At 70.1% G+C, this 24,151-nt stretch carries 24 protein-coding genes; 16 read left to right on the forward strand and 8 right to left on the reverse strand.

Translation table 11 applies throughout. The features are described 5' to 3' along the window. Window positions 1-198: 198 nt before the first annotated feature. Window positions 199-1,647, forward strand: a complete 1,449-nt coding sequence (locus tag AC5Y5V_RS26700; protein ID WP_499941161.1) for a PE family protein — start codon at window positions 199-201, stop codon at window positions 1,645-1,647. Window positions 1,648-1,664: 17 nt separating this feature from the next. Here the strand turns inward: AC5Y5V_RS26700 and AC5Y5V_RS26705 are convergent, their stop codons facing one another. Together AC5Y5V_RS26705 and mhuD are read right to left on the reverse strand one after the other, a co-directional pair. After that, a complete protein-coding gene (locus AC5Y5V_RS26705) occupies window positions 1,665-2,990 on the reverse strand; it encodes a serine hydrolase (RefSeq protein WP_499941164.1) in 1,326 nt (441 codons plus the stop codon). 22 nt (window positions 2,991-3,012) lie between these two features. Then, window positions 3,013-3,333, reverse strand: a complete 321-nt coding sequence (gene mhuD / locus AC5Y5V_RS26710; RefSeq protein ID WP_499941166.1) for a mycobilin-forming heme oxygenase MhuD — start codon at window positions 3,331-3,333, stop codon at window positions 3,013-3,015. A gap of 50 nt (window positions 3,334-3,383) precedes the next feature. Here mhuD and AC5Y5V_RS26715 point away from each other — a divergent pair, with 50 nt between their 5' ends. Then, complete coding sequence (locus tag AC5Y5V_RS26715) at window positions 3,384-4,157, forward strand: alpha/beta fold hydrolase (RefSeq protein WP_499941169.1); 774 nt, start codon at window positions 3,384-3,386, stop codon at window positions 4,155-4,157. Here AC5Y5V_RS26715 and AC5Y5V_RS26720 read toward each other — a convergent pair. Both AC5Y5V_RS26720 and AC5Y5V_RS26725 read right to left on the reverse strand, forming a co-directional pair. After that, window positions 4,154-5,857, reverse strand: a complete 1,704-nt coding sequence (locus AC5Y5V_RS26720; RefSeq protein WP_499941171.1) for a GMC oxidoreductase — start codon at window positions 5,855-5,857, stop codon at window positions 4,154-4,156. The genes AC5Y5V_RS26715 and AC5Y5V_RS26720 overlap by 4 nt on opposite strands. Next, a complete protein-coding gene (locus tag AC5Y5V_RS26725) occupies window positions 5,844-6,635 on the reverse strand; it encodes a gluconate 2-dehydrogenase subunit 3 family protein (protein ID WP_499941175.1) in 792 nt (263 codons plus the stop codon). Before AC5Y5V_RS26725 ends, AC5Y5V_RS26720 begins: the two co-directional genes overlap by 14 nt. Window positions 6,636-6,783: 148 nt before the next feature. Between AC5Y5V_RS26725 and AC5Y5V_RS26730 the strand changes: the two genes are divergently transcribed. From AC5Y5V_RS26730 to AC5Y5V_RS26760, 7 genes are read left to right on the forward strand one after another with little or no spacing between them, the layout of a single operon-like run. Further along, a complete protein-coding gene (locus tag AC5Y5V_RS26730) occupies window positions 6,784-7,119 on the forward strand; it encodes a lsr2/espR transcriptional regulator (RefSeq protein ID WP_499941213.1) in 336 nt (111 codons plus the stop codon). A gap of 5 nt (window positions 7,120-7,124) precedes the next feature. Further along, window positions 7,125-7,604, forward strand: coding sequence for an NADH-quinone oxidoreductase subunit B family protein (locus tag AC5Y5V_RS26735; protein ID WP_499941177.1), 480 nt, complete (start codon window positions 7,125-7,127; stop codon window positions 7,602-7,604). Beyond that, window positions 7,601-9,529 (forward strand): proton-conducting transporter transmembrane domain-containing protein, encoded by a 1,929-nt coding sequence (locus tag AC5Y5V_RS26740; protein ID WP_499941180.1) that lies wholly within the window; start codon window positions 7,601-7,603, stop codon window positions 9,527-9,529. Before AC5Y5V_RS26735 ends, AC5Y5V_RS26740 begins: the two co-directional genes overlap by 4 nt. 5 nt (window positions 9,530-9,534) lie before the next feature. Continuing rightward, window positions 9,535-10,485 carry a respiratory chain complex I subunit 1 family protein gene (locus AC5Y5V_RS26745; RefSeq protein WP_499941215.1) on the forward strand — a complete coding sequence of 317 codons (951 nt, stop codon included), beginning with the start codon at window positions 9,535-9,537 and terminating at the stop codon, window positions 10,483-10,485. Further along, window positions 10,482-11,144 (forward strand): hypothetical protein, encoded by a 663-nt coding sequence (locus AC5Y5V_RS26750; RefSeq protein WP_499941182.1) that lies wholly within the window; start codon window positions 10,482-10,484, stop codon window positions 11,142-11,144. Before AC5Y5V_RS26745 ends, AC5Y5V_RS26750 begins: the two co-directional genes overlap by 4 nt. After that, complete coding sequence (locus AC5Y5V_RS26755; protein WP_499941184.1) at window positions 11,144-12,607, forward strand: proton-conducting transporter transmembrane domain-containing protein; 1,464 nt, start codon at window positions 11,144-11,146, stop codon at window positions 12,605-12,607. Before AC5Y5V_RS26750 ends, AC5Y5V_RS26755 begins: the two co-directional genes overlap by 1 nt. After that, window positions 12,604-14,088 (forward strand): hydrogenase large subunit, encoded by a 1,485-nt coding sequence (locus tag AC5Y5V_RS26760; protein WP_499941186.1) that lies wholly within the window; start codon window positions 12,604-12,606, stop codon window positions 14,086-14,088. Before AC5Y5V_RS26755 ends, AC5Y5V_RS26760 begins: the two co-directional genes overlap by 4 nt. A 6-nt stretch (window positions 14,089-14,094) precedes the next feature. Here the strand turns inward: AC5Y5V_RS26760 and AC5Y5V_RS26765 are convergent, their stop codons facing one another. After that, window positions 14,095-15,006, reverse strand: coding sequence for an HhH-GPD family protein (locus AC5Y5V_RS26765; protein ID WP_499941188.1), 912 nt, complete (start codon window positions 15,004-15,006; stop codon window positions 14,095-14,097). On the opposite strand from AC5Y5V_RS26765, the gene AC5Y5V_RS26770 reads away from it, so the two are divergent. After that, a complete protein-coding gene (locus tag AC5Y5V_RS26770) occupies window positions 15,005-15,634 on the forward strand; it encodes a carbonic anhydrase (RefSeq protein ID WP_499941190.1) in 630 nt (209 codons plus the stop codon). The two genes, AC5Y5V_RS26765 and AC5Y5V_RS26770, sit on opposite strands and share 2 nt — an antisense overlap. Window positions 15,635-15,730: 96 nt before the next feature. Beyond that, window positions 15,731-16,528, forward strand: a complete 798-nt coding sequence (locus AC5Y5V_RS26775; RefSeq protein ID WP_499941192.1) for a hypothetical protein — start codon at window positions 15,731-15,733, stop codon at window positions 16,526-16,528. Between the two features lie 10 nt (window positions 16,529-16,538). On the opposite strand, the gene disA is transcribed toward AC5Y5V_RS26775, so the two are convergent. The 3 genes from disA to AC5Y5V_RS26790 form a co-directional block, all read right to left on the reverse strand. Then, window positions 16,539-17,621: a DNA integrity scanning diadenylate cyclase DisA gene (disA, locus tag AC5Y5V_RS26780; protein ID WP_499941194.1), complete on the reverse strand. Its 1,083-nt coding sequence runs from the start codon at window positions 17,619-17,621 to the stop codon at window positions 16,539-16,541. A 140-nt stretch (window positions 17,622-17,761) separates the two neighbouring features. Continuing rightward, window positions 17,762-19,207 (reverse strand): DNA repair protein RadA, encoded by a 1,446-nt coding sequence (radA, locus tag AC5Y5V_RS26785; RefSeq protein ID WP_499941196.1) that lies wholly within the window; start codon window positions 19,205-19,207, stop codon window positions 17,762-17,764. A gap of 58 nt (window positions 19,208-19,265) precedes the next feature. Then, complete coding sequence (locus AC5Y5V_RS26790) at window positions 19,266-19,823, reverse strand: copper chaperone PCu(A)C domain-containing protein (RefSeq protein WP_499941198.1); 558 nt, start codon at window positions 19,821-19,823, stop codon at window positions 19,266-19,268. A 264-nt stretch (window positions 19,824-20,087) separates the two neighbouring features. On the opposite strand from AC5Y5V_RS26790, the gene carD reads away from it, so the two are divergent. From carD to rlmB, 5 genes are all read left to right on the forward strand, one after another. Next, entirely contained in the window at window positions 20,088-20,576 is a 489-nt protein-coding gene (gene carD, locus AC5Y5V_RS26795) for an RNA polymerase-binding transcription factor CarD (protein ID WP_007166539.1), read from the forward strand. 6 nt (window positions 20,577-20,582) lie between these two features. Further along, window positions 20,583-21,251 carry a 2-C-methyl-D-erythritol 4-phosphate cytidylyltransferase gene (gene ispD, locus AC5Y5V_RS26800; protein WP_499941217.1) on the forward strand — a complete coding sequence of 223 codons (669 nt, stop codon included), beginning with the start codon at window positions 20,583-20,585 and terminating at the stop codon, window positions 21,249-21,251. Next, window positions 21,248-21,727, forward strand: coding sequence for a 2-C-methyl-D-erythritol 2,4-cyclodiphosphate synthase (ispF, locus tag AC5Y5V_RS26805; RefSeq protein ID WP_499941200.1), 480 nt, complete (start codon window positions 21,248-21,250; stop codon window positions 21,725-21,727). Before ispD ends, ispF begins: the two co-directional genes overlap by 4 nt. Before the next feature lie 74 nt (window positions 21,728-21,801). Beyond that, window positions 21,802-23,211, forward strand: coding sequence for a cysteine--tRNA ligase (gene cysS / locus AC5Y5V_RS26810; protein WP_499941202.1), 1,410 nt, complete (start codon window positions 21,802-21,804; stop codon window positions 23,209-23,211). Continuing rightward, complete coding sequence (rlmB, locus tag AC5Y5V_RS26815) at window positions 23,212-24,144, forward strand: 23S rRNA (guanosine(2251)-2'-O)-methyltransferase RlmB (RefSeq protein WP_499941205.1); 933 nt, start codon at window positions 23,212-23,214, stop codon at window positions 24,142-24,144. It begins immediately after the preceding gene. The last annotated feature ends 7 nt before the right edge of the window (window positions 24,145-24,151 follow it).

The raw sequence follows: 24,151 nt of genomic DNA on the forward strand, positions 1-24,151 counted from the left end.
GACCGGCAGCCTCGCAGTCTGAACCTGTCTGGCAGGTCGCTCATGGCATTTTTCCCCTCGAACTCACCCGGGGCAGGGCCTCTCAAGAGGCCGACTTCGCGGGTTGACAATTTCGCCGGCCGCGCAAGAATTGTCCGCAGCCTGGTCAGGCTGTCGGCACTTGTCCTTACCTGAGTGCACATTTGGGAGTCCGCGCTGGTGAGTCAGCTCGTGGTAGTGCCCGGCCTGCTGGAGCCGGCGTCAGAGCACGTTGCCAGCATCGAAACGATGCTGGCAGACTCGCAGCGCGCGGCAGCGCTGTCTATCAGCGGCGTGCTGCCGGCCGGAGCCGACGAGGTATCGGCGGCTATTACGGCACTTTTCAACGAACGCGGCAGTGCGTACCTGGAACTCGGCGTCCAGGCGGGCAGTCGTCTGCAGCAGTTTGCTCGGACGTTGGTCGCCGCCGCGGACGGTTACTTGCAGTCCGAGCAGCAAGCGCTTCAGTTGCTGCGCGACGAGATATCCAAACTCGAAGCGCCGCTGATCCCCTACTTCGAGCAGGTGTTCGGCAAGCCTCCGACCGACATCACGCCGATCATCGTGCCCACGAATTCTTCTGTCGGCCTGATCGTGGGTGGCACCAATAATCCCTTCTCGACGTGGACGTTGAAACCGATCACGAACTTGTACCTGTCGAACACCGCAGTCAATACTTTGGTCTACACGCCCGAGCAGTTCTGGCCCCTGACACCAGCTTTCGGTGGCCTGACGTTGGGGCAGTCGATCTCGCAAGGCACCACACTCGTCGGACAGGCGATCGGCACTGAGCTGGCGGCGGGAAATCACGTGACGGTGTGGGGCACGTCGCAAAGCGCCGTGATTCTCACCAACGAGATACGCAACCTGATGGCCGCGGGGTCACCGGATGTCGGCAAGTTGTCTTTCATCCTGACTGGCAACCCCAACAACCCCGACGGCGGCATCCTGGAACGCCTTACCGGCGGATACATCCCGGTGATGGACATTCTCGCCAACGGGGCAACTCCGTCGAACAGCCCCTATACCACCGCGATTTACGCGAACCAGTACGACGCCATATCAGATTTTCCCCGCTACCCGCTCAACGTCGTGTCGGACGTCAACGCGATCGTCGGCGCGTTCAACGGTCAGCATGCCTACACCAACGCCCGAACCTACTATGAGTTACCCACGTCGCCCGGCTACACCGGGCACACGACCTACTACATGTCGTTGGACGACACGCTGCCGCTGCTTCAACCGCTGCGCGCAACGGGAAGCTTCGGAAACTCGCTGGCCGATCTGATTCAGCCCGACCTGCGGGTGATTGTGGACATGGGCTACGGCAGCGGGGAGTACGCCAATATTCCGACTCCGGCCTCGTTGCTCGCGATACCTGACCTGCCCGTCGTCGGTCACGATCTGATTGTCGGCACACTGCAGGGACTGAACGCGTTTGGAGTGGACAACGGCTGGCTGCCGCAGTCCATGTTCCCCGACGCCTACCCGTATCTCCCCGTGCTGGACCCGGGATTGCATGTCAACCTCGGCCAGTCCAGCGTGACAGCACTCTCGCTCCTCACGACGGCAGAGGGAGCGGTATTCGCTGACTTCGGACAGATACCGTCTTGGGACGCTTACCGGTAAAGCCGTCTCAGGTCCGCCTACTGCGGGGCCAGGATCGCGAAGACCTGCTTGGCGACCTGCAGCATCCAGCCGGCCACCCGCGGCCCGTGATCGCGAGGCCAGTTCAGCTGGAAGCTGACCACCCACGGCTGCTGCGTGGCGTCCACGGCGTACCAGCTGAACGTCAGATCACCCGGCAGGCCACCGGCTTTCGCGCCGATGTAGGGCCAGTCGTTGCGATCCAGCTGGATGCCCGGCACGGCGGACAGGATCTTGCGGACGGGCGCGGCCCGGCCCGTCGCGTCCGCCTGCAGCGTCGCGTGGAGCCGGCAGATGTCCTCGGCGCTGCCGTACCATTCCGCCCCGAACTTCGACGCCGGGACGTGGGCGCGAGTCGGATCGGGCTCATACGGGCTGGCGTTCGCCCGTTGCAGCAGCTCGTCGCGGACCTGCGGCGACGATGCCTGCTTCCACTGGCTACGCACGTCCGGCTTGCCCCAGCCGACGGAGAACAGCTCGTACATGGTGGGAAAAGGCGTCATGCTGCCGGGGTCGTGGTGGCCGGCGCTGACTAGGGCCTGCTCGATGGCGTGCGTGCCCAACCGTCCGATCAAAAGGTCGGTGGACATGTTGTCGCTGGTGGCGATCATCTTCTCGGCGGCCTTGCGAACCGAAATTCGTTCCCCGACAGCCAGTTCCATGCTGGAGCCGACGGCCCGGCTCTTGTCGGTGACCGTCAGCTGATCGTCCCAGGACACCGTCCCGTTGTTGATCGCCCCGGCCAGGGCGTGCAGCACGTACAACTTGAAAATCGATGCCAGCGGCAGGGATTCGCCGGTGTTGGTGCCCGCCACCGGATAGCAGTTGCGGCCGTCGACCCCGGCGACCTGGTAGGAGTAGCGGGCGCCCGTCTTGGCCAGCACCGCGTCGAGGTCGGCCCAGGACTTGATCGGCGGCGCCAGCGTCTCGACTTCGAACGTGTCGACCCACCGAGCCAGGTCGGTGTGAATCTTGATGTCCTGGCGCGCCCCGTAGGAGGAGGTCAGGTGCAGGGTGGCGGAGCTGGTGCCGAGGTCGACGCCGTTGAACGTGAACGGACGATCCCACCAGAGCCCCTCCATGGTGGTCTGCACCGCGTCGACCTTGCCCTCCACGGCGAACATGCCGATCGCGTTCGGGCCGATGGGCCAGTCGGAGTTGAGCATGTCCAGCGTCTGCTGGGCGCGCAGGCCCGCCGGAACCCTGGTGTCGATGGGCCGGACCGGGGTCGTCGGGTCCGCGGCGTTGGCCGGTGGCGTGGGGGCGGGGGCACGGGCGTGCGTGAGCGCCGCGACCAGAACCACGGCCGCGCCCAGCGCCGCCACGCGGAGATGCGTCCGGCGGCGGCTATCCCGCCTGGCCGGATCCGGCGACGTCGAGGACGACCTCGAATTCCAGAAGCGACGCGCCCGTAGCCACCGGGTTGGCCCGTTGACCTGCATGCGCTTCGATAGCGGGCCCGGTAGCCCACGCCTGGAAAGCTTCATCGGACTCCCAGTGTGTCACCACGAAGTAGCGGTTTTCACCTTTGATCGGGCGCAGCAGCTGAAAGCCGAGGAAGCCGGGGGAGTTCTCGACCGCATGTGCGCGGTGGGCGAAGCGCTTCTCCAGTTCGGGACCAGCGTCGGCGGGCACTTCGATTGCGTTGATCTTGACCACTGGCGGCATGTGGCCAGGCTACCGTGCCGCCTGTCGGGCCGAGGAGCAGGTCACGCAAGATGGAGGGTATGCCCAGCGACCTGTTGACCCGCCATGGCGGGCAGGGCGAGCCGTTGGTGTTGGTGCATGGGCTGATGGGCCGCGGCACCACATGGTCGCGCCAAATACCGTGGCTGACCCGGCTGGGCACCGTGTACACGTACGACGCGCTGTGGCACCGCGGCCGCAACGCGTTCGATTCCCAGCCGATCAGCACCGAACGCTTCGTCGCCGACCTCGGCGACGCGGTCGCCTCGCTGGGTGTCCCCGCCCGCCTGCTCGGGCATTCGATGGGCGCGCTGCACTCGTGGTGCCTGGCCGCCGATCGGCCCGAGTTGGTCACGGCGCTGGTGCTCGAGGACATGGCGCCGGACTTCCGCGGCCGTACCACCAGCGCGTGGGAGCCCTGGCTGCATGCGCTGCCGGTCGAATTCCAGTCCGAGCAACAGATATTCGCCGAATTCGGCGGTTCGGTCGCCGGCCGGTACTTCCTGGAAGCCTTCGACCGCACCGCCACCGGCTGGCGGTTGCACGGCCACACCTCGCGATGGATCGACATCGCCGCCGAATGGGGCACCCGCGACTACTGGGACCAGTGGGTGGCCGTGCGGGCGCCGGCGCTGCTGCTGGAGGCCGGGACCTCCGTCACCCCGCCGGGGCAGATGCGCGAGATGGCCGAAAAGGGCTATTCGACAACGTATTTGCACGTGCCCGCGGCCGGTCATCTGCTGCACGACGAAGCGCCGCAGGTCTACCGCGACGCGGTCGAGGCGTTCCTGGGTGGCCTCCGCTAACGCCGGCCGGTCAGCCCGCGGGCGGTGCGCAGCGCCACCGCCATCAGCGTGTTCGTCGGATTCTGGCAGCCCGACGTGACGAACACGCTGCCGTCGGCGACATAGACGTTGTCCAGCTGATGCATTCGTCCGTTGGGATCGGTGACGCTGGACGTCGGCGAGACCCCCATCTGCATCCCGCCCATCACATGCTTGGTGTCCGGGGGCGCGCCGCCGCCCACCTGCCGCTCGACGGTGTCGGGTATGGCCGCGAACAGGTTTGCGCCGCCCGCCGCGATCATCGCGGTGACCAGCGGCACGTAGAACGTCTGCGCCACCTTCTCGTGCTTTCCCAGCGCATAGGTGATCCGCGGCGCCGGTTGGCCGTTCAGGTCCTTTACGGTCGGGTCCAAGGTCACGTTGTTGGACAGGTACGGCAGGTCGCTGCCGATGAAGTTCACGCCGGCCAGGCGGTCGCGCAGGATCGAGGCTCGCATCAGGGCCTTGAACGGCTGGCCGAACAGCGCCACGCCGGGCAGGAACCCGAGGATCTCCTGGTAGAACTTGCCTTCCGTGATCGGCTCCTGGCTGCCGCCCAGCTCGCACAGGCCGCCGCGGATGTAGGGCAGCCCGGCCAGCCGCGCGGCGGCCCGGGCCCCGGGGAAATCGGGATTGGCGAAGTCCTCCATGCACTGCGTCGTCGAACGGCCCCGGTAGGCGTGCACCCGCTGGTCGAGGTAGATGCCGAACCCGTCGATGAAGTTGTGGAACATCAGCCGCGCCCCGATACGCCCGCTCGCGTCGGGCAGCCCGGAGAGCAGCGCCAGCCGCGCCGACTCGATCGCCGAGGCGGCCAGCACGATCAGGTCGGCGCTCTCCCCACCGGCGTTGCCCTGCGGGTCGAGGTAGGACACGCCGGAGGCGCGCCGCCCGCTGAACTCGACCTTGGTGACCGTCGTCTCGGCGCGTAACTGCGCCCGGCCGGTGCGCAGCGCGCGGCGCAGCGGGGCCAGCGCGCCCACCCGCGCGGAGATCGGGCAGCCGTACGCGCTGCAGAACCCGCAGTTGTTGCAGGCCGGCCGCCCGTCGTGCGGGACGGAGTTGATCGCCATCGGAAACGGGTAGGGGTGCAGCCCAATGCGCTTGGCCCCCTTGGCGATCAGTGTGGAGGAGCGCTGCTGCGCCCCGGGCGGCATCGGGTAGGGCCGGGACCGTGGTGCGTGCTTGAGGCTGAGGGCGGGTATCGCCGCGACGTCGCCCTGGGTGCCCAGCAGCGCCTCGACTTCGTCGTAGTACGGCGCAATCTCGCGGTACTCGAACGGCCAGTCGGCCATGTCCGCGCCGGGCTGCGGCCCGAGCAGCGACAGCCCCTTGAAGTCGATGTCCCAGAACCGCGGCACCTTTGCGTCCCAGTGCGTGGTGCCGCCGCCGACAGTCACCGGAAGCTCGTTCACCGGGCCGACGTAACTCGCGCTCTGGCTTGCGTTTTGGCGGTACGTCCGCGGGTAGGCGATGGGGTCGGGTTGTTCGAAGTAGCGGTACAGGGCCTTGAGCTCGTCGTTGGCGAACGTCGTCCCGAGCGGTCCGGTCCCGTCCAGGTTGGTGAAGTAGTTCGACCCTTTCTCGAAGATCACGACGTCCCAGCCGGCCTCGGCGAGTTCCATCGCCACCACCGATCCGCCGGCGCCCGACCCGATCACGATCGCCTTAGTGGCCGGCACTGACGCCGCCTTTCCCGCCCATCTTCGCGACGGCCTGTTCCCAGCCGCCGTGCCGCAGCCGGTCGACGATGTCCGACGCGGCGACGACGCCCCATTCGGCGCGCTCGACCTCGGCGTCGGTGTAGCCCCGTGGTTGCACGTCGCCAGGGAACTTGATGTCGTGCCAGCCGACGAGGTTCGCGTTGCCGCCGTATTCGGGGTTGGAATACATGGCCTCGATGGCGTGGCCGAACAGCACGCTGGTAAACGCGTTGCGGGACAGGATGAAGTCCTGGCGCACCCTGGTCGCCGTGGTGAAGTCGCCGCCGGCTTGCTGGTCGAGCAGCGCGATCCCGTCGGTGTACTGGCCGCGCAGTTGGGTGACGCGCTGTTGCCACGCGTAGGTCTGGGCCCGGTTGAGGGGGACGAAGTTTTCCATGAAGTCCTGCGACCCGCCGGCCCGGTTGCTCCAGGGCCCGCCGGCGTGCACGTCGGGCGGCGTGACGTCGAACACCGACAGCATGCGGTCCAGGTAGCGGACGACCTGGGCCTCGTGCGCCCCGGGACAGCCCAGCTCGAGCGGGTCGTCGTCCGGGCCGGGAATCAGGCGGCGGGTGGCGGCGTCGAGCACCGCGGCCTGGTGCTGGGACAGGAACCGGTAGGGCGCGTCGGCGGACGCGATCGGCCACGCTCCCGGCAGGGCGGCCGCCAGCGGCAGCAGGCTGAGCCCGCTGAGCACCGCACGCCGGGAGACCGGCATGGACAACCCGGGTATGCGGGCGGCCTCATCGCGGGGCACATCGGGAGGGTATGACGCAGATGTGAGTTTGATCGGAGAGGCGCGCGCGTAGCGGCGTGTCGGCCGCCTGTCCGCTCGACAGGACAGTTGCAGCAACGTTTGATAAATTCTTCAACTGTTCGAATCTAGAAGCCTTCAGGAGATGCGGATCGTGACGGAGCCCCTGTACAAGGTCAAGGCCGAGTTCTTCAAGACGCTGGGCCACCCGGCGCGGATCAGGGTCCTCGAGTTGCTGGTGGAGGGGGACAAGACCGTCGGCGAGCTGCTGCCCGAGGTGGGGCTCGAGTCGTCGAACCTGTCGCAGCAGCTGGGCGTGCTGCGCCGCGCCGGCGTCGTCGACGCCATCAGGGACGGCAACACGATGATCTACTCCCTCGCCTCGCCCGACATCGCCGAGCTGTTGCTGGTGGCGCGCAAGGTCCTCACCGGGGTGCTCAGCGGCCGGGTGGCCGTGCTGGAGGACCTGCGGGCCGGCGGGCGGTAACGCCGATGGGCTGGATCCGCAAAGCGCTGGCGGTCGGCCGGATCGTCGAACCCGTCGGCCCCGCACCCGCGACAACGGCGAAACCTCCTGCGGGAGTGCGTGGTTCGCTGCAGATCCGCCACGTCGACGCGGGGTCCTGCAACGGCTGCGAGATCGAGATCTCCGGCGCGTTCGGCCCGGTGTACGACCTCGAGCGGTTCGGCGCGCGGCTGGTGGCCTCGCCACGCCACGCCGACGCGCTGTTGGTCACCGGCGTCGTGACCCGCAACATGGCCGGTCCGCTGCGGGCCACGCTCGAGGCCACGCCGCGCCCGCGGGTGGTGATCGCCTGCGGCGACTGTGCCCTGACCGGAGGCGGACTCAACGACGGCTACGGCGTGGCCGGCGCGGTGGGCGACGTGGTGCCGGTGGACCTCGGGATTCCGGGCTGCCCGCCCGCCCCGGGCGAGATCGTCGCCGCCGTCAGATCGGTGACCGGCAAGTGACCACCCGCTTCGGGCCCGCCATCGCGGGCGTGCTGACGTCGCTGCTCGGTGCGGGCGGTGTGTGGGCGGGCGCGCGAGGGATGTTCGGCCCCGTCCGGGAGGTCCACATCGGCTGGCTGCTGCCGCTGTCGGGGGTGCGGCTGAGCCTCGATCCGCTGGGCGGGTTCTTCATGGCCCTCAGCGGCGCGGTGGCCGTCGCCGTCGGGCTGTACCTGGTCGGCTACGCGCGCAACGGGCACCTGAGCCGCACCGCGCTGACCGCGGCGCCGCTGTTCGTGGCGGCCATGCTGCTGGTCCCCGCCGCGGCCTCGGTGAGCACGTTCCTGCTGGCCTGGGAGCTGATGGCGGTCGCGTCGCTGGTGCTGGTCATGACCGAGCACACCCGCGCGCAGGTCCGCGCCGCCGCGCTCGTGTACGCGGTGATGACCCAGCTGGGCTTCGTGGCGATCCTGATCGGGTTGATGGTGCTGTCGGCCGCCGGTGGCGCGGACCGTTTCGCCGACCTGCACGCGATACCGCCGGGGGTGCGCACCGCCGTATTCGTCTTGACGGTGGCGGGATTCGGGTCCAAGGCCGGTCTGGTGCCGCTGCACGCCTGGCTGCCGCGGGCCCATCCGGAGGCGCCCAGCCCGGTCTCGGCGCTGATGAGCGCCGCGATGGTGAACATGGGCGTCTACGGGCTGTGCCGGGTGGATCTGCAGCTCATCGGCCCGGGCCCACGCTGGTGGGGGTTGACGCTGATGGCCGTCGGCGGGGTGTCGGCGCTGTACGGCGTGGTGCAGGCCTCCGTGGCGACGGATCTCAAACGGCTGTTTGCCTATTCGACGACGGAGAACCTCGGTCTGATCGTGCTGGCCCTGGGTGCGACGACGCTGTTCGCGGCATCCGGTGCCCACCGCGCGGCCACGATCGCGGCGGCAGCGGCCATGCTGCACCTGATCGCGCATGCGGCTTTCAAGAGCCTTGGCTTCCTGGCGGCCGGATCCGTGCTGGCCGCAACGGGTTTGCGCGATCTGGACCGCCTCGGCGGACTGGCCCGGCCGATGCCCGTCACGACGGCGTTGTTCGGGGTTGCCGCGCTCGGCGCCTGCGGGCTGCCGCTGGGCGCCGGATTCGTCAGCGAGTGGCTGCTGGTCCAGGCGCTGGTCCACGCCGCCCCGGGGCGCGACGCCGTGCTGGCCCTGACGACGCCGCCGGCCGTCGGCGCGGTGGCGCTCACCGCGGGCCTTGGGGTGGCGGCCATGGTCAAGGCGTTCGGGATCGGCTTTCTGGCCCGGCCCCGCAGCGCGGAGGCCGCCCAAGCCACCGAGGCGCCGCGCAGCATGCTGGCCGGGATGGCCGTCGCCGCAGCGGCCTGCGTGCTGCTGGCCGTGGCGCCCTCGCTCGTCGCGCCCGCGCTGCGCCGGGCGGTCGCCGCCCTGCCCGCCGCCGAGGCCGTGGCGTTCACCGACTTTGGCGCGGTGGTGTCGCTGCCCGGCCTGCGCGGTTCGATCGCCCCGGCGGTGATAGCGGTCGGTCTCGTCGTGGCCGCGCTGTTCGCCGCGACCCTGGCCGGCTGGCGCCGGTGGCGGCGCCCGGCGCCCGCGACCTTGCCGTTATGGGCCTGTGGCGCAGAGGATCTCACCCCGCGCATGCAGTACACCGCCACGTCGTTCGCCGAGCCGCTGCAACGCGTCTTCTACGACGTCCTGCGCCCCGACACCGACATCGAGGTCACCCACGTGGCCGAGTCGCGCTACCTGGCCGACAGCGTCACCTACCGCAACCGAATCGCCGACGCGATCGAGGACCGCCTCTACACACCGCTGATCCGGCTGATCAAGGCCGCGGCCGACGGGGTCCGCCGGGCCCACCCCGGCAGCGTGCACCTGTACCTGGCCTACGGCGCGCTCGGCGTGCTCGTCGTGCTGGTGGTGGCGCGATGAACGCGCTGTCCTACGTCGCGGGTGCGGTGCAGATCGGCGTCGTCATGGTCGGGGCGCCGCTGGTGGTCGGGCTGACCCGGCAGGTGCGCGCGCGCTGGGAGGGCCGCGCCGGCGGTGGTCTGCTGCAGCCGTGGCGCGACATCGTCAAACAGCTTGGCAAGCAACAGATCACGCCGCGAGGAACGACGGTGGTGTTCGCGGCCGCGCCGGCCGTCATCGCCGGGTCGACGCTGCTGATCGCCGCGATCGCGCCGCTGGTCGCCACCGGGTCCCCGCTGGACGCCAGCGCGGACCTGTTCGCGGTGGTGGGGCTGCTGTTCATGGGCACGGTCGCGCTGACCCTGGCCGGCATCGACACCGGCACGTCGTTCGGCGGGATGGGCGCCAGCCGCGAGATCACCATCGCCGCGCTGGTCGAGCCGACCATCCTGCTGGCGGTATTCGCGCTGTCCATCCCCGCGGGTTCGGCCAATCTCGTTGCGCTGGTGTCGAATACCATTTCCCATCCCGGTCAGGTGGTGTCGCTGACCGCGGTGCTGGCGTTCGCCGCCCTGGTGATCGTGATCGTCGCCGAGACCGGACGGCTGCCGGTGGACAATCCCGCCACCCACCTCGAGCTGACGATGGTGCACGAGGCGATGGTCCTCGAATACGCCGGGCCCCGCCTGGCGCTCGTCGAGTGGGCGGCCGGGATGCGGCTCACCGTGCTGCTGGCGCTGCTGGCAAACCTGTTCGCGCCGTGGGGGATTGCCGGCGGCCAGCCCGGGGCGGCGGACATCGTCGTCGGCGTCGTCGCGGTGGCGGCCAAGGTCGCGGTGCTGGCCACGCTGCTGGCGACCGTCGAGGTATTCGTGGCCAAGCTGCGGCTGTTCCGGGTGCCCGAACTGCTGGCCGGGTCGTTTCTGCTGGCGCTGCTCGCGGTCACCTCGGCCAACTTCTTCGCGGTGCCGACATGACCTACGGAACCTTCACCGTCCTGGTCGATCTGGCCGCGGGCGGGCTGCTCCTGGCGGCCGTCCTGGTCGTGTGGCGCCGCGACCTGATCGCCGTCAACCGCCTGCTCGCATGCCAGGGCGTCGCCCTGGCGGCCATCCCCATCCTGCGCGGCTGTTACGACGGCGACGGCGCGCTGATCGGCGTCGGCGCCGCGGTGCTGGTGCTGCGGGCCGTGGTGCTGCCGTGGCTGCTGGCCCGCGCGCTCGGAGCGGAGCCCGCCTCGCACCGCGAGGCGACCCCGCTGGTGAACACCGCCGCGTCGCTGCTGGCCACCGCGGCGCTGACGCTGGTCGCGTTCGCCGCCGCGCGCCCCCTGGTCAACCTGCAACCGGCGGCGTCGACCAATGCGGTCCCGGCCGCGCTGGCGGTGGTGCTGATCGCGCTGCTGGTCATGGTCACGCGCCGGCACGCGCTGTCGCAGGCCGCCGGATTCCTGATGCTGGACAACGGAATCGCCGCCACCGCCTTCCTCCTCACCGCCGGGGTGCCGCTGATCGTCGAACTCGGCGCGTCCCTGGACGTGCTGTTCGCCGTCATCGTGATCGGCGTCCTGACCGGCCGGTTGTCGCGCACCTTCGGCGGCGCCGACCTCGACGCGCTACAGGAGCTGCACGACTGATGACCTGGCTACTGCTCTCCGCGATCCTGGCGCCGGTCGGCGCGTCGATCGCCACCGTGGTCGGCGGCTGGCGCCGCGCGACCGCCACGCTGATCGTCCTGTCGGCGGTCACCGTGCTCGGCTGCGGCGCCGCGCTGGGCGTGTGCCTCGAATCCGGCGCGCGCTTCGCGCTGGGCGGGCTGCTGCGGGTGGACGCGCTGACCGTCACCATGCTCGTCGTCATCGGCACCGTCGCCACGTTGGCGACCTGGGCCAGCATCGGCTACCTGGACGCCGAGCTGGCCCACGACCACACCGACGCGCGGGGCGCACGCGCGTACGGCGCGCTGACGGCGGCGTTCCTGGCGGCGATGGTTCTGGCGGTGTGCGCCAACAACATCGGCGTCATCTGGGTCGCCATCGAAGCCACCACGGTGATCACGGCGTTCCTGATCGGGCACCGCCGCTCCCGCGGCGCCGTTGAGGCGACCTGGAAGTACGTCGTGATCTGCTCGGTCGGCATCGCGATCGCGTTCCTGGGCACCGTGCTGCTCTACTACGCCGCCGAGCACGCCGGGGCGCCGGCCGCGGCGGCGCTGAACCTCGACGTGCTGACGGCCCGCGCGGGTGCGCTGGATCCCGGCGCGGCGCGCTTGGCCGGCGGGCTGCTGCTGATCGGCTATGGCGCAAAGGCGGGGCTGTTTCCGTTCCACACCTGGCTCGCCGATGCCCACAGCCAGGCTCCGGCGCCCGTGTCGGCGCTCATGAGCGGGGTGCTGCTGGCAGTGGCGTTCTCGGTGCTGATCCGCGTCCGGCCGATCATCGACGTCTCCGCCAAGCCCACGTTCATGCGCGCGGGGCTGCTGGTGATCGGCCTGGCGACGCTGCTGATCGCGGCACTGATGCTGACCGTGACCTCCGACATCAAGCGGATGTTCGCCTATTCGTCGATGGAGAACCTGGGGCTGATAGCGATCGCCGCGGCCGCCGGGACCACGCTGGCGATCGCCGCGCTGCTGCTGCACGTGCTGGCCCACGGGATCGGCAAGACGGTGCTGTTCCTGGCCAGCGGCCAGCTGCAGGCCGCGCACGACTCGACCGCGATCGCCGACGTCGGCGGCGTGCTGCGGCGCTCCCGGTTGGTCGGTGTGTCGCTGGCCGTGGGGGTGGTGGTGCTGCTCGGGCTGCCGCCGTTCGCGATGTTCGCCAGCGAGCTGGCCATCGTCCGTTCGCTGGCCGACGCCCGGCTCACCTGGGCGCTGGCCGCGGGCCTGCTCGCGATCGCCGTCGCGTTCGCCGCGCTGGCGCGCAACGCGGGCCGAATCCTGTTGGGCGACGACACGGACGCGCCGCGGATTGCCGTTCCGCCGACGGTGGCGGCGGCCCTGCTCGTCGGCGTGGCCGCGTCGATCGCCCTCGGTGTCACCGCGGGGCCGCTGGCCGGGCTTTTCACCTCCGCCGGCGCGATCGGAGCGTCGCCGTGAGCCCTGAGTGCTTGCGCCGCAGGGTGTCTCGGGAGGATGTCGCCGGCGGAGCGGCGGAACTGCTGGCCGACGGGTTCCGGCTGGCCCTGGTCGCGGCGCACGACGACGCAGCCGACGGCGGCGGGTTCCGCATCGTCTACCTCTTCCTCGCCGGCCGGCCAGATCGCCGCGTCGAGCTGGAATGCATTGCGCCGTCGGATGATCCGTCGTTGCCGTCACTGGCGCACCTGTCGTTTGCGGCCAGCCGGTTCGAGCGTGAGATTGCGGACCTGTACGGGGTTCGCCCCGTCGGGCATCCCAAGGTGCGCCGCCTGGTGCGCCACGCCCACTGGCCCGAAACGTGGTATCCGATGCGCGCGGACGCGGGGCCGGCACCGGAATTCGGTGACTCGGGCCACTTTCCGTTCGTGACGGTCCAGGGCCCCGGGGTGTACGAGATACCGGTCGGCCCGGTGCACGCCGGGCTGATCGAGCCTGGCCATTTCCGGTTCTCGGTCGCGGGCGAAACGGTGTTGCGGCTCAAGGCCCGACTGTGGTTCGTCCACCGCGGCCTGGAGAAGCTGTTCGAGGGCCGGTTGGCCGGCGGCGCCGTCGAGCTGGCCGAACGCATCAGCGGCGACACCTCCGTCGCGCACGCCCTGGCGCACAGCCTGGCCGTCGAGGACGCGCTCGGTGTGGAGCTACCCGACGACGCGCAGCGGCTGCGGGCGCTGCTCGTCGAGCTCGAACGGCTTTACAACCACGTCACCGACCTGGGTGCGCTGGCCAACGACGTCGGGTTCGGGCTGGCCAACGCCCACGCCCAGCGGATTCGCGAGGAGCTGCTGCGGCTCAACGCCGACGTCACCGGCCACCGGCTGCTGCGCGGGGCCGTCCGCCCGGGCGCGATCACGCTGCGGGCGCTGCCCGACGCGGCCCGGCTGCGCGCCGTGGCGGACGACGTCGCCGAGGTCGCCGCCCTGACCCTGGGAAACAGCGGGGTGTACGACCGGTTTGCGGGAACCGCCGCGCTGAGCGCCGTCGACGCCACCGCGCTGGGCTGCCTCGGCTATGTGGCGCGGGCCAGCGGCGTGCGCACCGACGCCAGGGTCGAGCACCCCACGGTGCAGCTGCCGGTCACCGAGGTCGGCGCCGTTGCGGGCGACGTGCTGGCGCGCTACACCGTGCGCCGCGACGAGTTCACCGCCAGCGTCGACCTGGCGTGCCATCTGGTCGAAACACACACCGGCCCAATCGCATTGGCCGCGAGCCTGCCCTCGCACCGCGGTGCGGTCAGCGGCCGGGGCATCGTCGAGGGCTGGCGCGGCACCGTCGTGCACCGCGTGGAGGTCGACGCCGGCCGCATCACCCGCGCGAAGATCGTCGACCCGTCGTGGTTCAACTGGCCGGCGCTGCCCGTCGCCATGGCCGACACCATCGTCCCCGACTTCCCACTGGCCAACAAAAGCTTCAATCAGTCGTATGCGGGCAACGACCTCTGATCGGTCTTACTCCTCACCGGCCAGCGCAAAGCGGCCGTCGGCGGTCTGGGTCACCAGGCCGTCGTCGAGCAGCGAAAACAACGCCCGGTCGCGTTGGGCGGTGTCGGTCAGCCAGGCCACGTCCAGCTGCGCCCGGGTGACCGGAGAATCGTTGTCGCGCAACACATCCAGCAACCGACCACGCACCTGGCGATCGGTTCCGGCGTAGGGCTGCACGCGGCGGGCCGGACCGGTCGCGGGCGGATAGCCGGCGCGTCGCCAAGCGCAACGGTCGACGGGGCACAACCCGCAGCGCGGCGCCCGCGCGGTGCACACCGTCGCGCCCAACTCCATCAGCGCCGCCGAAAACGTCGGCGCAGCGCGGTCGTCCGGCAGTAGCGCCGACACGTCCGCGTGGTCTCGGGTGGCCGACGGCGCCGCGGCGTCGGCCCGCCCGTGCACGGCGCGGGCCACCACACGGCGCACGTTGGTGTCCACCACCGGCACCGCCTGGCGGTAGGCGAAGCACGCAACGGCCCGCGCCGTGTAGGCGCCGACACCGGGCAGGGTCAGCAGGACCTCGACGTCGTCGGGCACCACATCGCCGTGGTCACGGGCGATCACGGTCGCGCATTCGTGCAGCCGCTTGGCCCGCCGCGGGTAGCCGAGCTTTCCCCACGCGCGCAGCACGTCGGCGGGGCTGGCGGCGGCGGTGGCCGACGGGGTGGGCCAGCGCCGCACCCACTCCGTCCAGATCGGCAGCACCCGGGCCACCGGCGTCTGCTGCAGCATGAACTCGCTGACCAGGATCTGCCACGCGCTCACGCCGGGATCCCGCCAGGGCAGATCGCGGCGCGAGCGGTCATACCAGTCCAAAAGATTGGCGACCGGTATGTGTTCCGAGCGCGTCACCGGCACTTCCGGCAGAATGTGCGCCATGCCCAACACCAGCCCGATAACCGCATGGAAAGCACTCAAAGAGGGTAACGAGCGATTCGTTGCCGGCAAGCCGCAGCATCCCAGCCAGAGCGTCGAGCACCGGGCCAGCCTGGCCTCCGGCCAGAAGCCGACGGCGGTGATCTTCGGCTGTGCGGACAGCCGCGTGGCCGCCGAGCTGATCTTCGACCAGGGGCTGGGCGACACGTTCGTGGTGCGCACCGCCGGGCAGGCCATCGATGCCGCGGTCCTGGGTTCGATCGAGTACGCGGTGGCAGTCCTCGACGTGCCGCTGATCGTGATCCTCGGCCACGACAATTGCGGTGCCGTCAAGGCCGCGATCAGCGCGATCGACGACGGTGACATTCAGTCCGGATTCGTGCGGGACCTGGTGGAACGGGTTGTGACGACGATTCTGCTGGGCCGCCGCGACGGGCTGACCCGCGTCGACGAATTGGAGGCCCGGCACGTCAAGGAGACGGCCGCGCAGCTGTTGGAGCGTTCGACGTTGATCGCCGATCGCGTGGCCGCCGGCACCCTGGCCATAGCGGGCATCACCTACCGGCTGGCCGAGGGGCGGGCGGAGTTGGTTCACCACGTGGGCGACATCGGCGCCTCGCCGCAGCTCTGATTCGAGCGCGCCACTACACGGTTGCTCCGCAGTTAACCTCGCGACACGCCGACGCGGGTCGGACGGGGATGGCTGACCTGGGCCTACGGTGTGAATGTGCTGGATCTTGAACCGCGTGGCCCGCTACCGACAGAGATTTACTGGCGGCGTAGAGGTCTGGCGCTGGGAATTGCGGTGGTCGTGATCGGGATCGCGGTTGCGACGATCATTGCCTTCGTAAGTAGCAGCGCCGGGGCCAAACCCGCCAAAGCCGAGAAACCGGGGTCGGCGCAGAGCCATCCCGGCTCGCCCGCGCCCCAGGCGCCGGCCTCGGCCGCGCCGCAGGGCAGCCCCACGGTGGCGCCGCCGCAGGGGCAGAACCCGGAATCGCCGACGCCGACGGCCGCGGTGCTACCACCGCCGGTGCTCAAGGAGGGCGACGACTGCCCCGACTCGACGCTGGCCGTCAAAGGTCTGACCAACGCGCCCCAATATTTCATCGGTGACCAGCCGAAATTCAGCATGGTGGTCACGAATATCGGCCTGGTGGCCTGCAAGCGTGACGTCGGGGCCGCGGTACTGGCGGCGTACGTGTACTCGCTGGACAACAAGCGGCTGTGGTCCAACCTGGACTGCGCGCCGTCCAACGAGACGCTGGTCAAGACGTTCACGCCGGGCGAGCAAGTAACCACGGCGGTGACCTGGACCGGGATGGGCTCGGCGCCGCACTGCCCATTGCCGCGGCCGGCGATCGGAGCGGGCACCTACAACCTCGTCGTGCAGCTGGGCAACCTGCGTTCGCAGCCGGTTCCGTTCATTCTGAACCAGCCGCCGCCGCCCCCGGGACCGGCGCCGCAGCCGGGTCCGCCGCAGCCTGAGGGGCCGCCGGCGCCCGCTCCCGCCCCGCCGGGGTAGCCTCGCGAATTCAGTTCAGCGGGTCGGCGATGGTCGATTCCGCCAGCTGGGAAAGGCCTTCGCGGACGTGGCGCGCCCACATCGCGCCGATGCCATCCACCGACTGCAGGTCGTTGGCGCTGGCCGCCAGCAGGCCCTGCAACGTGCCAAACGCCCGGACCAGCAGGTCGACGTGCGCGAATTGCAGCCTGGGGATGCCGTCCATCGCGCGGTAGCCGCGCGGGCTGAGCGCCGAGTCCTGGGCCTCCGTCGTGGTCGGATAGCCGAAGACCTTCGCCAGCGCGGTCAATTCGAGCAGGTCGGTGTCGGACAGGGTGTCCAACTCCTCCAGGGTGGCCGCGATCTGCGAGTTCGACGGCGGCTCGGGGTTGGCGTGGTAGTCGCGCACGATCAGCTCGCGGGCGGTCTCGTTGCCGCCCAGCAGCTCTTCCAGCTGTAGCCGCAGTTGGCGGCCGTCGGTGCCGAGCTCGACGGTCTCGTAGTCGATGACCAGGCCGATGCGCCGGACCAGCTCCAGGCGCTGCACCACCGTCATCACGTCGCGCAGCGTGACGAAGTCCTCGATCTCGGCGCGCGACAGCTGCCGGCTGACCTCGTCGAGCCGGATCTTGTACCGCTCCAGCGTGGCGATGGCCTGGTTGGCCCGCGACAGGATGGTCGCCGAGTCGGTCAGCACGTGCCGTTCGCCGCCGACGTAGACCGTCACGATGTTCATCGAGTGGCTGACGGAGATCACCGGGTAGCCCGTCTGGACCGCCGCGCGCTCCGCCGAGCGGTGGCGGGTGCCCGATTCCTCGGTGGGTATCGAGGGATCCGGGACCAACTGCACGTTGGCCCGCACGATGCGGCTGCAGTCGGTGGACAGCACGACGGCGCCGTCCATCTTGCACAGTTCGCGCAGCCGGGTCGGGGCGTACCGGACGTCCAGCGAGAAGCCGCCGTCGCAGATGGCTTCGACGTTCTCGTCGTGCCCGAGCACGATCAACGCCCCGGTGCGGCCGCGCAGGATACGTTCCAGGCCGTCCCGCAGGGCCGTGCCGGGTGCCAGGCGGGCGACGGCCTCACGCAGCGTCGGTCGGGTCACAGCGTGCATTCTGCTATGCCGGGGGCGGGTTGGGGGAATCTCCCTGGCGATCGCGAGCGCGGCGGAGCCGGGCGAAGCGGGTCGCCGGCATGTCCCTGGCGATCGCGAGCGCGGCGGAGCCGGGCGAAGCGGGTCGCCAGCATAAGTGCCTACCGGGGCTGGTGCAGCTGATGCACCGTGGCGGGCGGCGCGCTGCGGTGATCGGCGATGTCGATCATGTGCTCCAAGGCGGCGACGATGGTCGGCGCGCAGAGCGCCCGCATGCCCGCCGGCACGGCCTTGCATCCGGGCGGCACCAGGGCCAGGTTGAACCCCTGCCGGGCGGCTTCGGCCAGACGCCGGTCCATGCCGTTGACCCGACGCAGGTCCCCCGCGAGTCCCACCTCGCCGATCATCACCGCCGTCGTCGGCAGCGGCAGGTTCGCGAACGCCGAGGCCAACGCGACCGCGACCGCCAGATCCGTGGACGGGTCGGTCAACCGCATGCCGCCGACGGTGGACAGGTAGATGTCGTTGACCGCGAGCGTCAGCCGGGCGTGCTTTTCCAGCACGGCGGTGATCATGGCGGCCCTCGCGTGATCGATGCCGCTGACGGCGCGACGCGGTGAGCCGCCGCCCGGCGTCGCCAGCAACGCCTGGACCTCGCCGATCAGCGGCCGCTTGCCGTCCAGCGCGACCGTGATCGCGGTGCCGGCCACGGGCGCCGGCCGCTGGTCCAGAAACAGGCTGGACGGATCGGCGACGTCTTCGATTCCGTTGTCGTGCAATTGGAAACAGCCGACCTCATCGGACGCGCCGAAGCGGTTCTTGATCCCGCGGACCATCCGCAGCGTGCTGTTGCGGTCGCCCTCGAAATGCAGCACCACGTCGACGAGGTGTTCGAGCGAGCGCGGCCCGGCGATGGCGCCGTCCTTGGTGACGTGTCCGACGAGGATCAGCGCGACGTTGTTGGCTTTCGCGGCCGCGGTGAGCGCCGACGTGACCGCGCGCACCTGCGTGACGCCGCCGACGACGCCGTCGGACTCCGCGGTGGACATGGTCTGCACCGAGTCCACGATCACCAGCGCGGGCCGGACCGTCGCGATGTGTTCCAGCACGGTGTGCAGGTCGGATTCGGCGGCCAGATACAGCTCGTCGGCGTCCCGGCCGACGCAGCCGATCCGGTCTGCGCGCAACCGGATCTGGCCGGCGGACTCCTCGCCGGAGACATACAGCACGCGCCGACCGGACTGCGCCTGGCGGTGGGCGACCTTGAGCAGCAGCGTGGACTTGCCCACCCCGGGGTCACCCGCCAGCAGCGTCACCGAGCCCGGCACCACCCCGCCACCGAGCACCCGGTCCAGTTCGTCGACGCCGGTGGGGCAGGGGCGGGTGCTGTTGGCGTCGACGGAGCTGATCGGCACGGCTTGGGAGGCCCCGGCGGCGCCAGGCGACCGTGCTGCCAGCCCTGCACGCCGGCCGCCGACGCCGACCGCGCTCAGCACGGCTACCTCCTCGACCGTGCCCCACGTCCCGCACTCCTGGCAGCGCCCCACCCACTTCGCGGTGACATGGCGGCATTCCGAGCAGCGGTATTGGTTACGCGTGTTCGCCACGCCATGACGGTATCGAGTCGGTATGACAGTTCCAGGTATTACACGGCATCACACGCGGTTAAACGTGTGGCGAGGCCACCCCGGCGGCGATCGGCACCTTCACGGTGCCCTCGCCCGCGGACTCGAACTTGAAGGTGAAGTCGTAGAGCAGGCCGTTGGAGATCGGCTTGTTCAGGGTGATGACGGCCTTCGCCGCGTTACTGGACCCGAGCGGTCCCGGCGCCACCCGCTGGCCGTCCGGGGTGCCGACGAAGAGCATCCCGCTGGGCTGCAGTCGCGGGTCACCGGTGATGGCCACGGTGCCGATGTCAGTCTTGATCTCAGTCAGCCGGTCGGAGATGTACGGCGACTGATTGACGGCGACAAGCACCAGCTCCACGGTTTGCGGCGGCTTGATGAAGTCGCCGCTCTGGGCGGCCTGGATGCGGATGTCGCGCAGGTCCACGCTGTGGTGCTGGGCCGCGTTGGTGACGGTGAGCCGGTTGCCGTTGACGGCGGGCTCCTGCATCGCCGTCTGCGAGACCTGGCCCGCCCCGCAGCCGCTGAGCAGCGGTGCGCCAACGGCGACCAGGCCGACAGCGACGAGAGCCCGCAGGCGCGATTTGAAGCGGTTCACTCGATGCCTCCTGGCTGGCCTCTGATCGGCGTCCTGACGTCCAACTATGCACAGTAGTAGGAAGGTGCCGCCGACGGTAGCCGACGGTTCGAAGTTTGGGTGGCCGGCGTCGGCGTCGGGCAGGGCTGATCAGGCACCCCATTGCACGTCTTGCCCTTTGTGTCAACCCCTAATCTCCGGGTGTTGTGCCCCTGACCTGCACCGTTGTTCCGCAGGTGTTGGCGCGCCGTGTTAGCATGGAGTAACGAAAGGGGCTCGAATCTGATGATCTTCAAGGTCGGAGACACCGTTGTCTATCCACACCACGGTGCTGCGTTAGTCGAGGCGATCGAAACCCGCACCATCAAAGGGGAACAAAAAGAGTATCTCGTCTTGAAAGTGGCGCAGGGAGACCTGACCGTTCGAGTGCCCGCCGACAACGCCGAGTACGTCGGCGTCCGCGACGTGGTGGGTCAGGAGGGCCTGGACAAGGTCTTCCAGGTTCTGCGCGCGCCGCACACCGAAGAGCCGACCAACTGGTCCCGCCGGTACAAGGCCAACCTCGAGAAGCTCGCCTCCGGCGACGTCAACAAGGTGGCCGAGGTAGTGCGCGACCTGTGGCGTCGCGACCAGGAGCGTGGCCTGTCCGCGGGCGAGAAGCGGATGCTGGCCAAGGCTCGGCAGATCCTGGTTGGTGAGTTGGCGCTCGCCGAGAGCACCGACGACGCCAAGGCCGAGACCATCCTGGACGAGGTCCTAGCCGCCGCGTCCTAAACGCCGCTGAGCACTCAAGTCGCCGCGATAGTCCCGGCCGCGGGGTCGGGTGAGCGGCTCGCCGCTGGCGTCCCCAAGGCGTTCTACCAGCTCGAAGGCCGAACCTTGGCCGAACGGGCCGTCGACGGGTTGCGGGACTCCGGCGTCGTCGACAACGTCGTTGTCGCGGTGCCCGCCGGGCTCACCGACGAGGCCAAGCTGATCCTTGGGCATAAGGCCACGGTGGTGACCGGTGGGGCCAACCGCACCGAATCCGTCAGCCGGGCGCTGCAGGCGCTGGCGGACAACACCGGGTTCGTGCTGGTGCACGACGCCGCCCGGGCGCTGACGCCGCCGTCGTTGATCGTGCGCGTCGTCGACGCGTTGCGGGCCGGCAAGGGCGCCGTGGTGCCCGCTCTGCCGGTGACCGACACCATCAAGGCCGTCGACGCCAACGGGGTGGTGCTGGGCACGCCGGAGCGGGCCGGGCTGCGCGCGGTGCAGACCCCCCAGGGATTCGCCACCGACCTGCTGCGGCGGGCGTATGAGCACGCTCGCGCGGCCGCGTTCACCGACGATGCGTCGCTCGTCGAGCACGTCGGCGGCCAGGTGCACGTCGTCGAGGGTGATCCGTTGGCGTTCAAGATCACGACCCGGCTCGATCTGCTGCTGGCCGAAGCGATCGTGCGCCAGTGAACGAGCAGCCACGTGTCGGTTTGGGCACGGATGTGCACCCGATTGAAGTCGGGCGACCGTGCTGGCTGGTGGGGTTGTTGTTCGCTGACGCCGACGGCTGCGCCGGGCATTCCGACGGCGACGTCGGGGCGCATGCGCTGTGCGACGCACTGCTGTCGGCCGCGGGGCTGGGCGACATCGGCGGGGTGTTCGGCGTGGACGACCCGCGGTGGCGCGGCGTCAGCGGCGCCGACATGCTGCGCCACGTCGTCGGGCTGCTCGCCGAGCAGGGGTACCGGGTGGGGAACGCCGCCGTTCAGGTGATCGGGAACCGCCCGAAGATCGGGCCGCGTCGCGCCGAGGCGCAGGAGGTGCTCTCGGGACTGGTGGGGGCGCCGGTGTCGGTGTCGGCCACCACCACCGACGGGCTCGGCTTGACCGGCCGCGGCGAGGGCGTGGCCGCCATCGCGACCGCGCTGGTGGTGCGGGCGTCCTAGCGTCTGCCCCTGCCGAGCCCGCGTGGCACTCGCGGTAACGGCTCGCTGCAACAGGCCAGGTAAGCTGGCACGTCGTGACCGATCGCCCCCGCATCCGGCTACACGACACGGCCTCCGGCACCGTGCGTGACTTCGTCCCGTTGCGCGACGGGCACGTCTCCATCTACCTGTGCGGCGCGACTCCGGACACACTGCCGCACATCGGGCACGTCCGCAGCGGGGTGGCCTTCGACATCCTGCGCCGCTGGTTGACCGCGCGCGGCTACGAGGTTTCATTCATCCGCAACGTGACGGACATCGAAGACAAAATCCTGATCAAGTCCGCCGCGGCCGGCCGGCCCTGGTGGGAGTGGGCGGCCACCTATGAGCGGGCATTCACCGCCGCCTACGACGCGCTCGGCGTGCTGCCGCCGTCGGCGGAGCCGCGCGCCACCGGCCACATCACCCAGATGGTCGAATTAATGGAACGGCTGATCGAAAATGGGCACGCGTATGCCGCCGCCGGCGATGTCTACTTCGACGTGCTCAGCTACCCGGATTACGGGCAGTTGTCCGGGCACCGGATCGACGACGTCCATCAGGGCGAGGGCGTGGCCACCGGCAAGCGGGACCAGCGCGACTTCACCCTGTGGAAGGGCGAGAAGCCTGGCGAACCGTCGTGGCCCTCGCCGTGGGGGCGCGGACGTCCCGGCTGGCATCTGGAATGCTCGGCAATGGCCCGCACCTACTTCGGTCCGGAATTCGACATCCACTGCGGTGGAATGGATTTGATTTTCCCGCACCACGAGAACGAGATCGCGCAGAGCCGCAGTGCCGGTGACGGGTTCGCCCGCTACTGGCTGCACAACGGTTGGCTGACCATGGGCGGCGAGAAGATGAGCAAGTCGCTGGGCAACGTGGTGGCCATCCCCGCGATGCTGCAGCGGGTGCGGGCGGCGGAGCTGCGGTACTACCTGGGCAGCGCGCACTTCCGCTCGATGCTGGAATACACCGAGACCGCCCTGCAGGACGCCGTCAGCGCCTACGTCGGGTTGGAGGAATTCCTGCACCGGGTGCGTGGCCGGGTCGGTGCAGTAGTACCGGGTGAGTGGACCCCGCGGTTCGCCGCGGCGCTCGATGACAACCTGTCGGTGCCGATCGCCCTCGCCGAGGTGCACCAGGCCCGCGCGGAGGGCAACCGGGCGCTGGACGCCGGCGACCACGAGGGCGCGCTGAAGAGCGCCGGCTCGATTCGGGCGATGATGGGCATTTTGGGCTGCGACCCGCTCGACGAACGCTGGGAATCGCGCGACGAAACGTCGGCCGCGCTGGCAGCGGTCGACGTGCTGGTGCAAAACGAGCTGGTCAATCGCCAGCGGGCGCGCGAGGACCGCGACTGGGCGCGGGCCGACGAGATCCGGTGCCGGCTCAAGACCGCGGGCATCGAGGTCACCGACACCGCCGACGGGCCGCAGTGGTCGCTGCGGTCCGACGGCGACAAGTAGATGGCGGGCAACTCGCGGCGTCGGGGCGCGATACGCAAATCCGGCACGAAGAAGGGCCCGACGGTCGGTTCGGGCGGGCAGCGTCGACGGGCACTGGAGGGGCGCGGTCCCACGCCGCCGGCGCACATGCGGCCCAACCATCCCGCCGCCAAGCGGGCGAGCGCGCCGGTGCGCCGCCCCGCTCGGAGTCGCGGCGAGGACTCCGAGACCGTGCTGGGTCGCAACCCGGTGCTGGAATGCCTGCGTGCCGGGGTTCCGGCGACCGCGCTGTACGTCGCGCTGGGCACCGAGGCCGACGAACGGCTCACCGAATCCGTTTCCCGGGCCGCGGATTCGGGCATCGCGATCCTCGAGGTGCCGCGCCACGACCTGGACCGGATGAGCGCCAACCAGCTGCACCAGGGCATCGCGCTACAGGTCCCGCCGTACAACTACGCCCACCCCGACGATCTGCTGGCGACCGCGCTCAAGGCACCGCCGGCGCTGTTGGTCGCGCTGGACAACATCTCCGACCCGCGCAACCTCGGCGCGATCGTGCGTTCGGTGGCGGCGTTCGGGGGGCACGGCGTGGTGATCCCGCAGCGTCGTTCCGCCTCGGTGACCGCGGTGGCGTGGCGCACCAGCGCCGGCGCGGCGGCCCGGCTGCCGGTGGCGCGGGCCACCAATCTCACACGGGCGCTGAAGGATTGCGCCGACCGGGGGCTGCGGGTGATCGGCCTGGACGCCGGTGGTGACACGGTTTTGGACGACCTGGACGGCACCGATCCGCTGGTGCTGGTCGTCGGCTCGGAGGGCAAGGGGCTGTCGCGGCTGGTGCGCCAGAACTGCGACGAGGTGGTGTCCATTCCGATGGCCGGCGACACGGAGTCGCTGAACGCCTCCGTGGCCGCCGGCGTGGTGCTCGCCGAGATCGCCCGCCAGCGCCGGGGGTGACCTTGCC

This window comes from Mycobacterium sp. NGS68, assembly GCF_059812195.1.

Excerpts from the sequence above, each read along its gene's own strand:
- disA (WP_499941194.1), bottom strand. The coding sequence starts at position 17,621 with ATGCACGCTGTGACCCGACCGACGCTGCGTGAGGCCGTCGCCCGCCTG.
- AC5Y5V_RS26770 (WP_499941190.1), top strand. The coding sequence starts at position 15,005 with ATGCCCAACACCAGCCCGATAACCGCATGGAAAGCACTCAAAGAGGGT.
- AC5Y5V_RS26735 (WP_499941177.1), top strand. The coding sequence starts at position 7,125 with ATGGGCTGGATCCGCAAAGCGCTGGCGGTCGGCCGGATCGTCGAACCC.
- AC5Y5V_RS26755 (WP_499941184.1), top strand. The coding sequence starts at position 11,144 with ATGACCTGGCTACTGCTCTCCGCGATCCTGGCGCCGGTCGGCGCGTCG.
- mhuD (WP_499941166.1), bottom strand. The coding sequence starts at position 3,333 with ATGCCGCCAGTGGTCAAGATCAACGCAATCGAAGTGCCCGCCGACGCT.
- carD (WP_007166539.1), top strand. The coding sequence starts at position 20,088 with ATGATCTTCAAGGTCGGAGACACCGTTGTCTATCCACACCACGGTGCT.
- AC5Y5V_RS26750 (WP_499941182.1), top strand. The coding sequence starts at position 10,482 with ATGACCTACGGAACCTTCACCGTCCTGGTCGATCTGGCCGCGGGCGGG.
- AC5Y5V_RS26715 (WP_499941169.1), top strand. The coding sequence starts at position 3,384 with ATGGAGGGTATGCCCAGCGACCTGTTGACCCGCCATGGCGGGCAGGGC.
- rlmB (WP_499941205.1), top strand. The coding sequence starts at position 23,212 with ATGGCGGGCAACTCGCGGCGTCGGGGCGCGATACGCAAATCCGGCACG.
- AC5Y5V_RS26765 (WP_499941188.1), bottom strand. The coding sequence starts at position 15,006 with ATGGCGCACATTCTGCCGGAAGTGCCGGTGACGCGCTCGGAACACATA.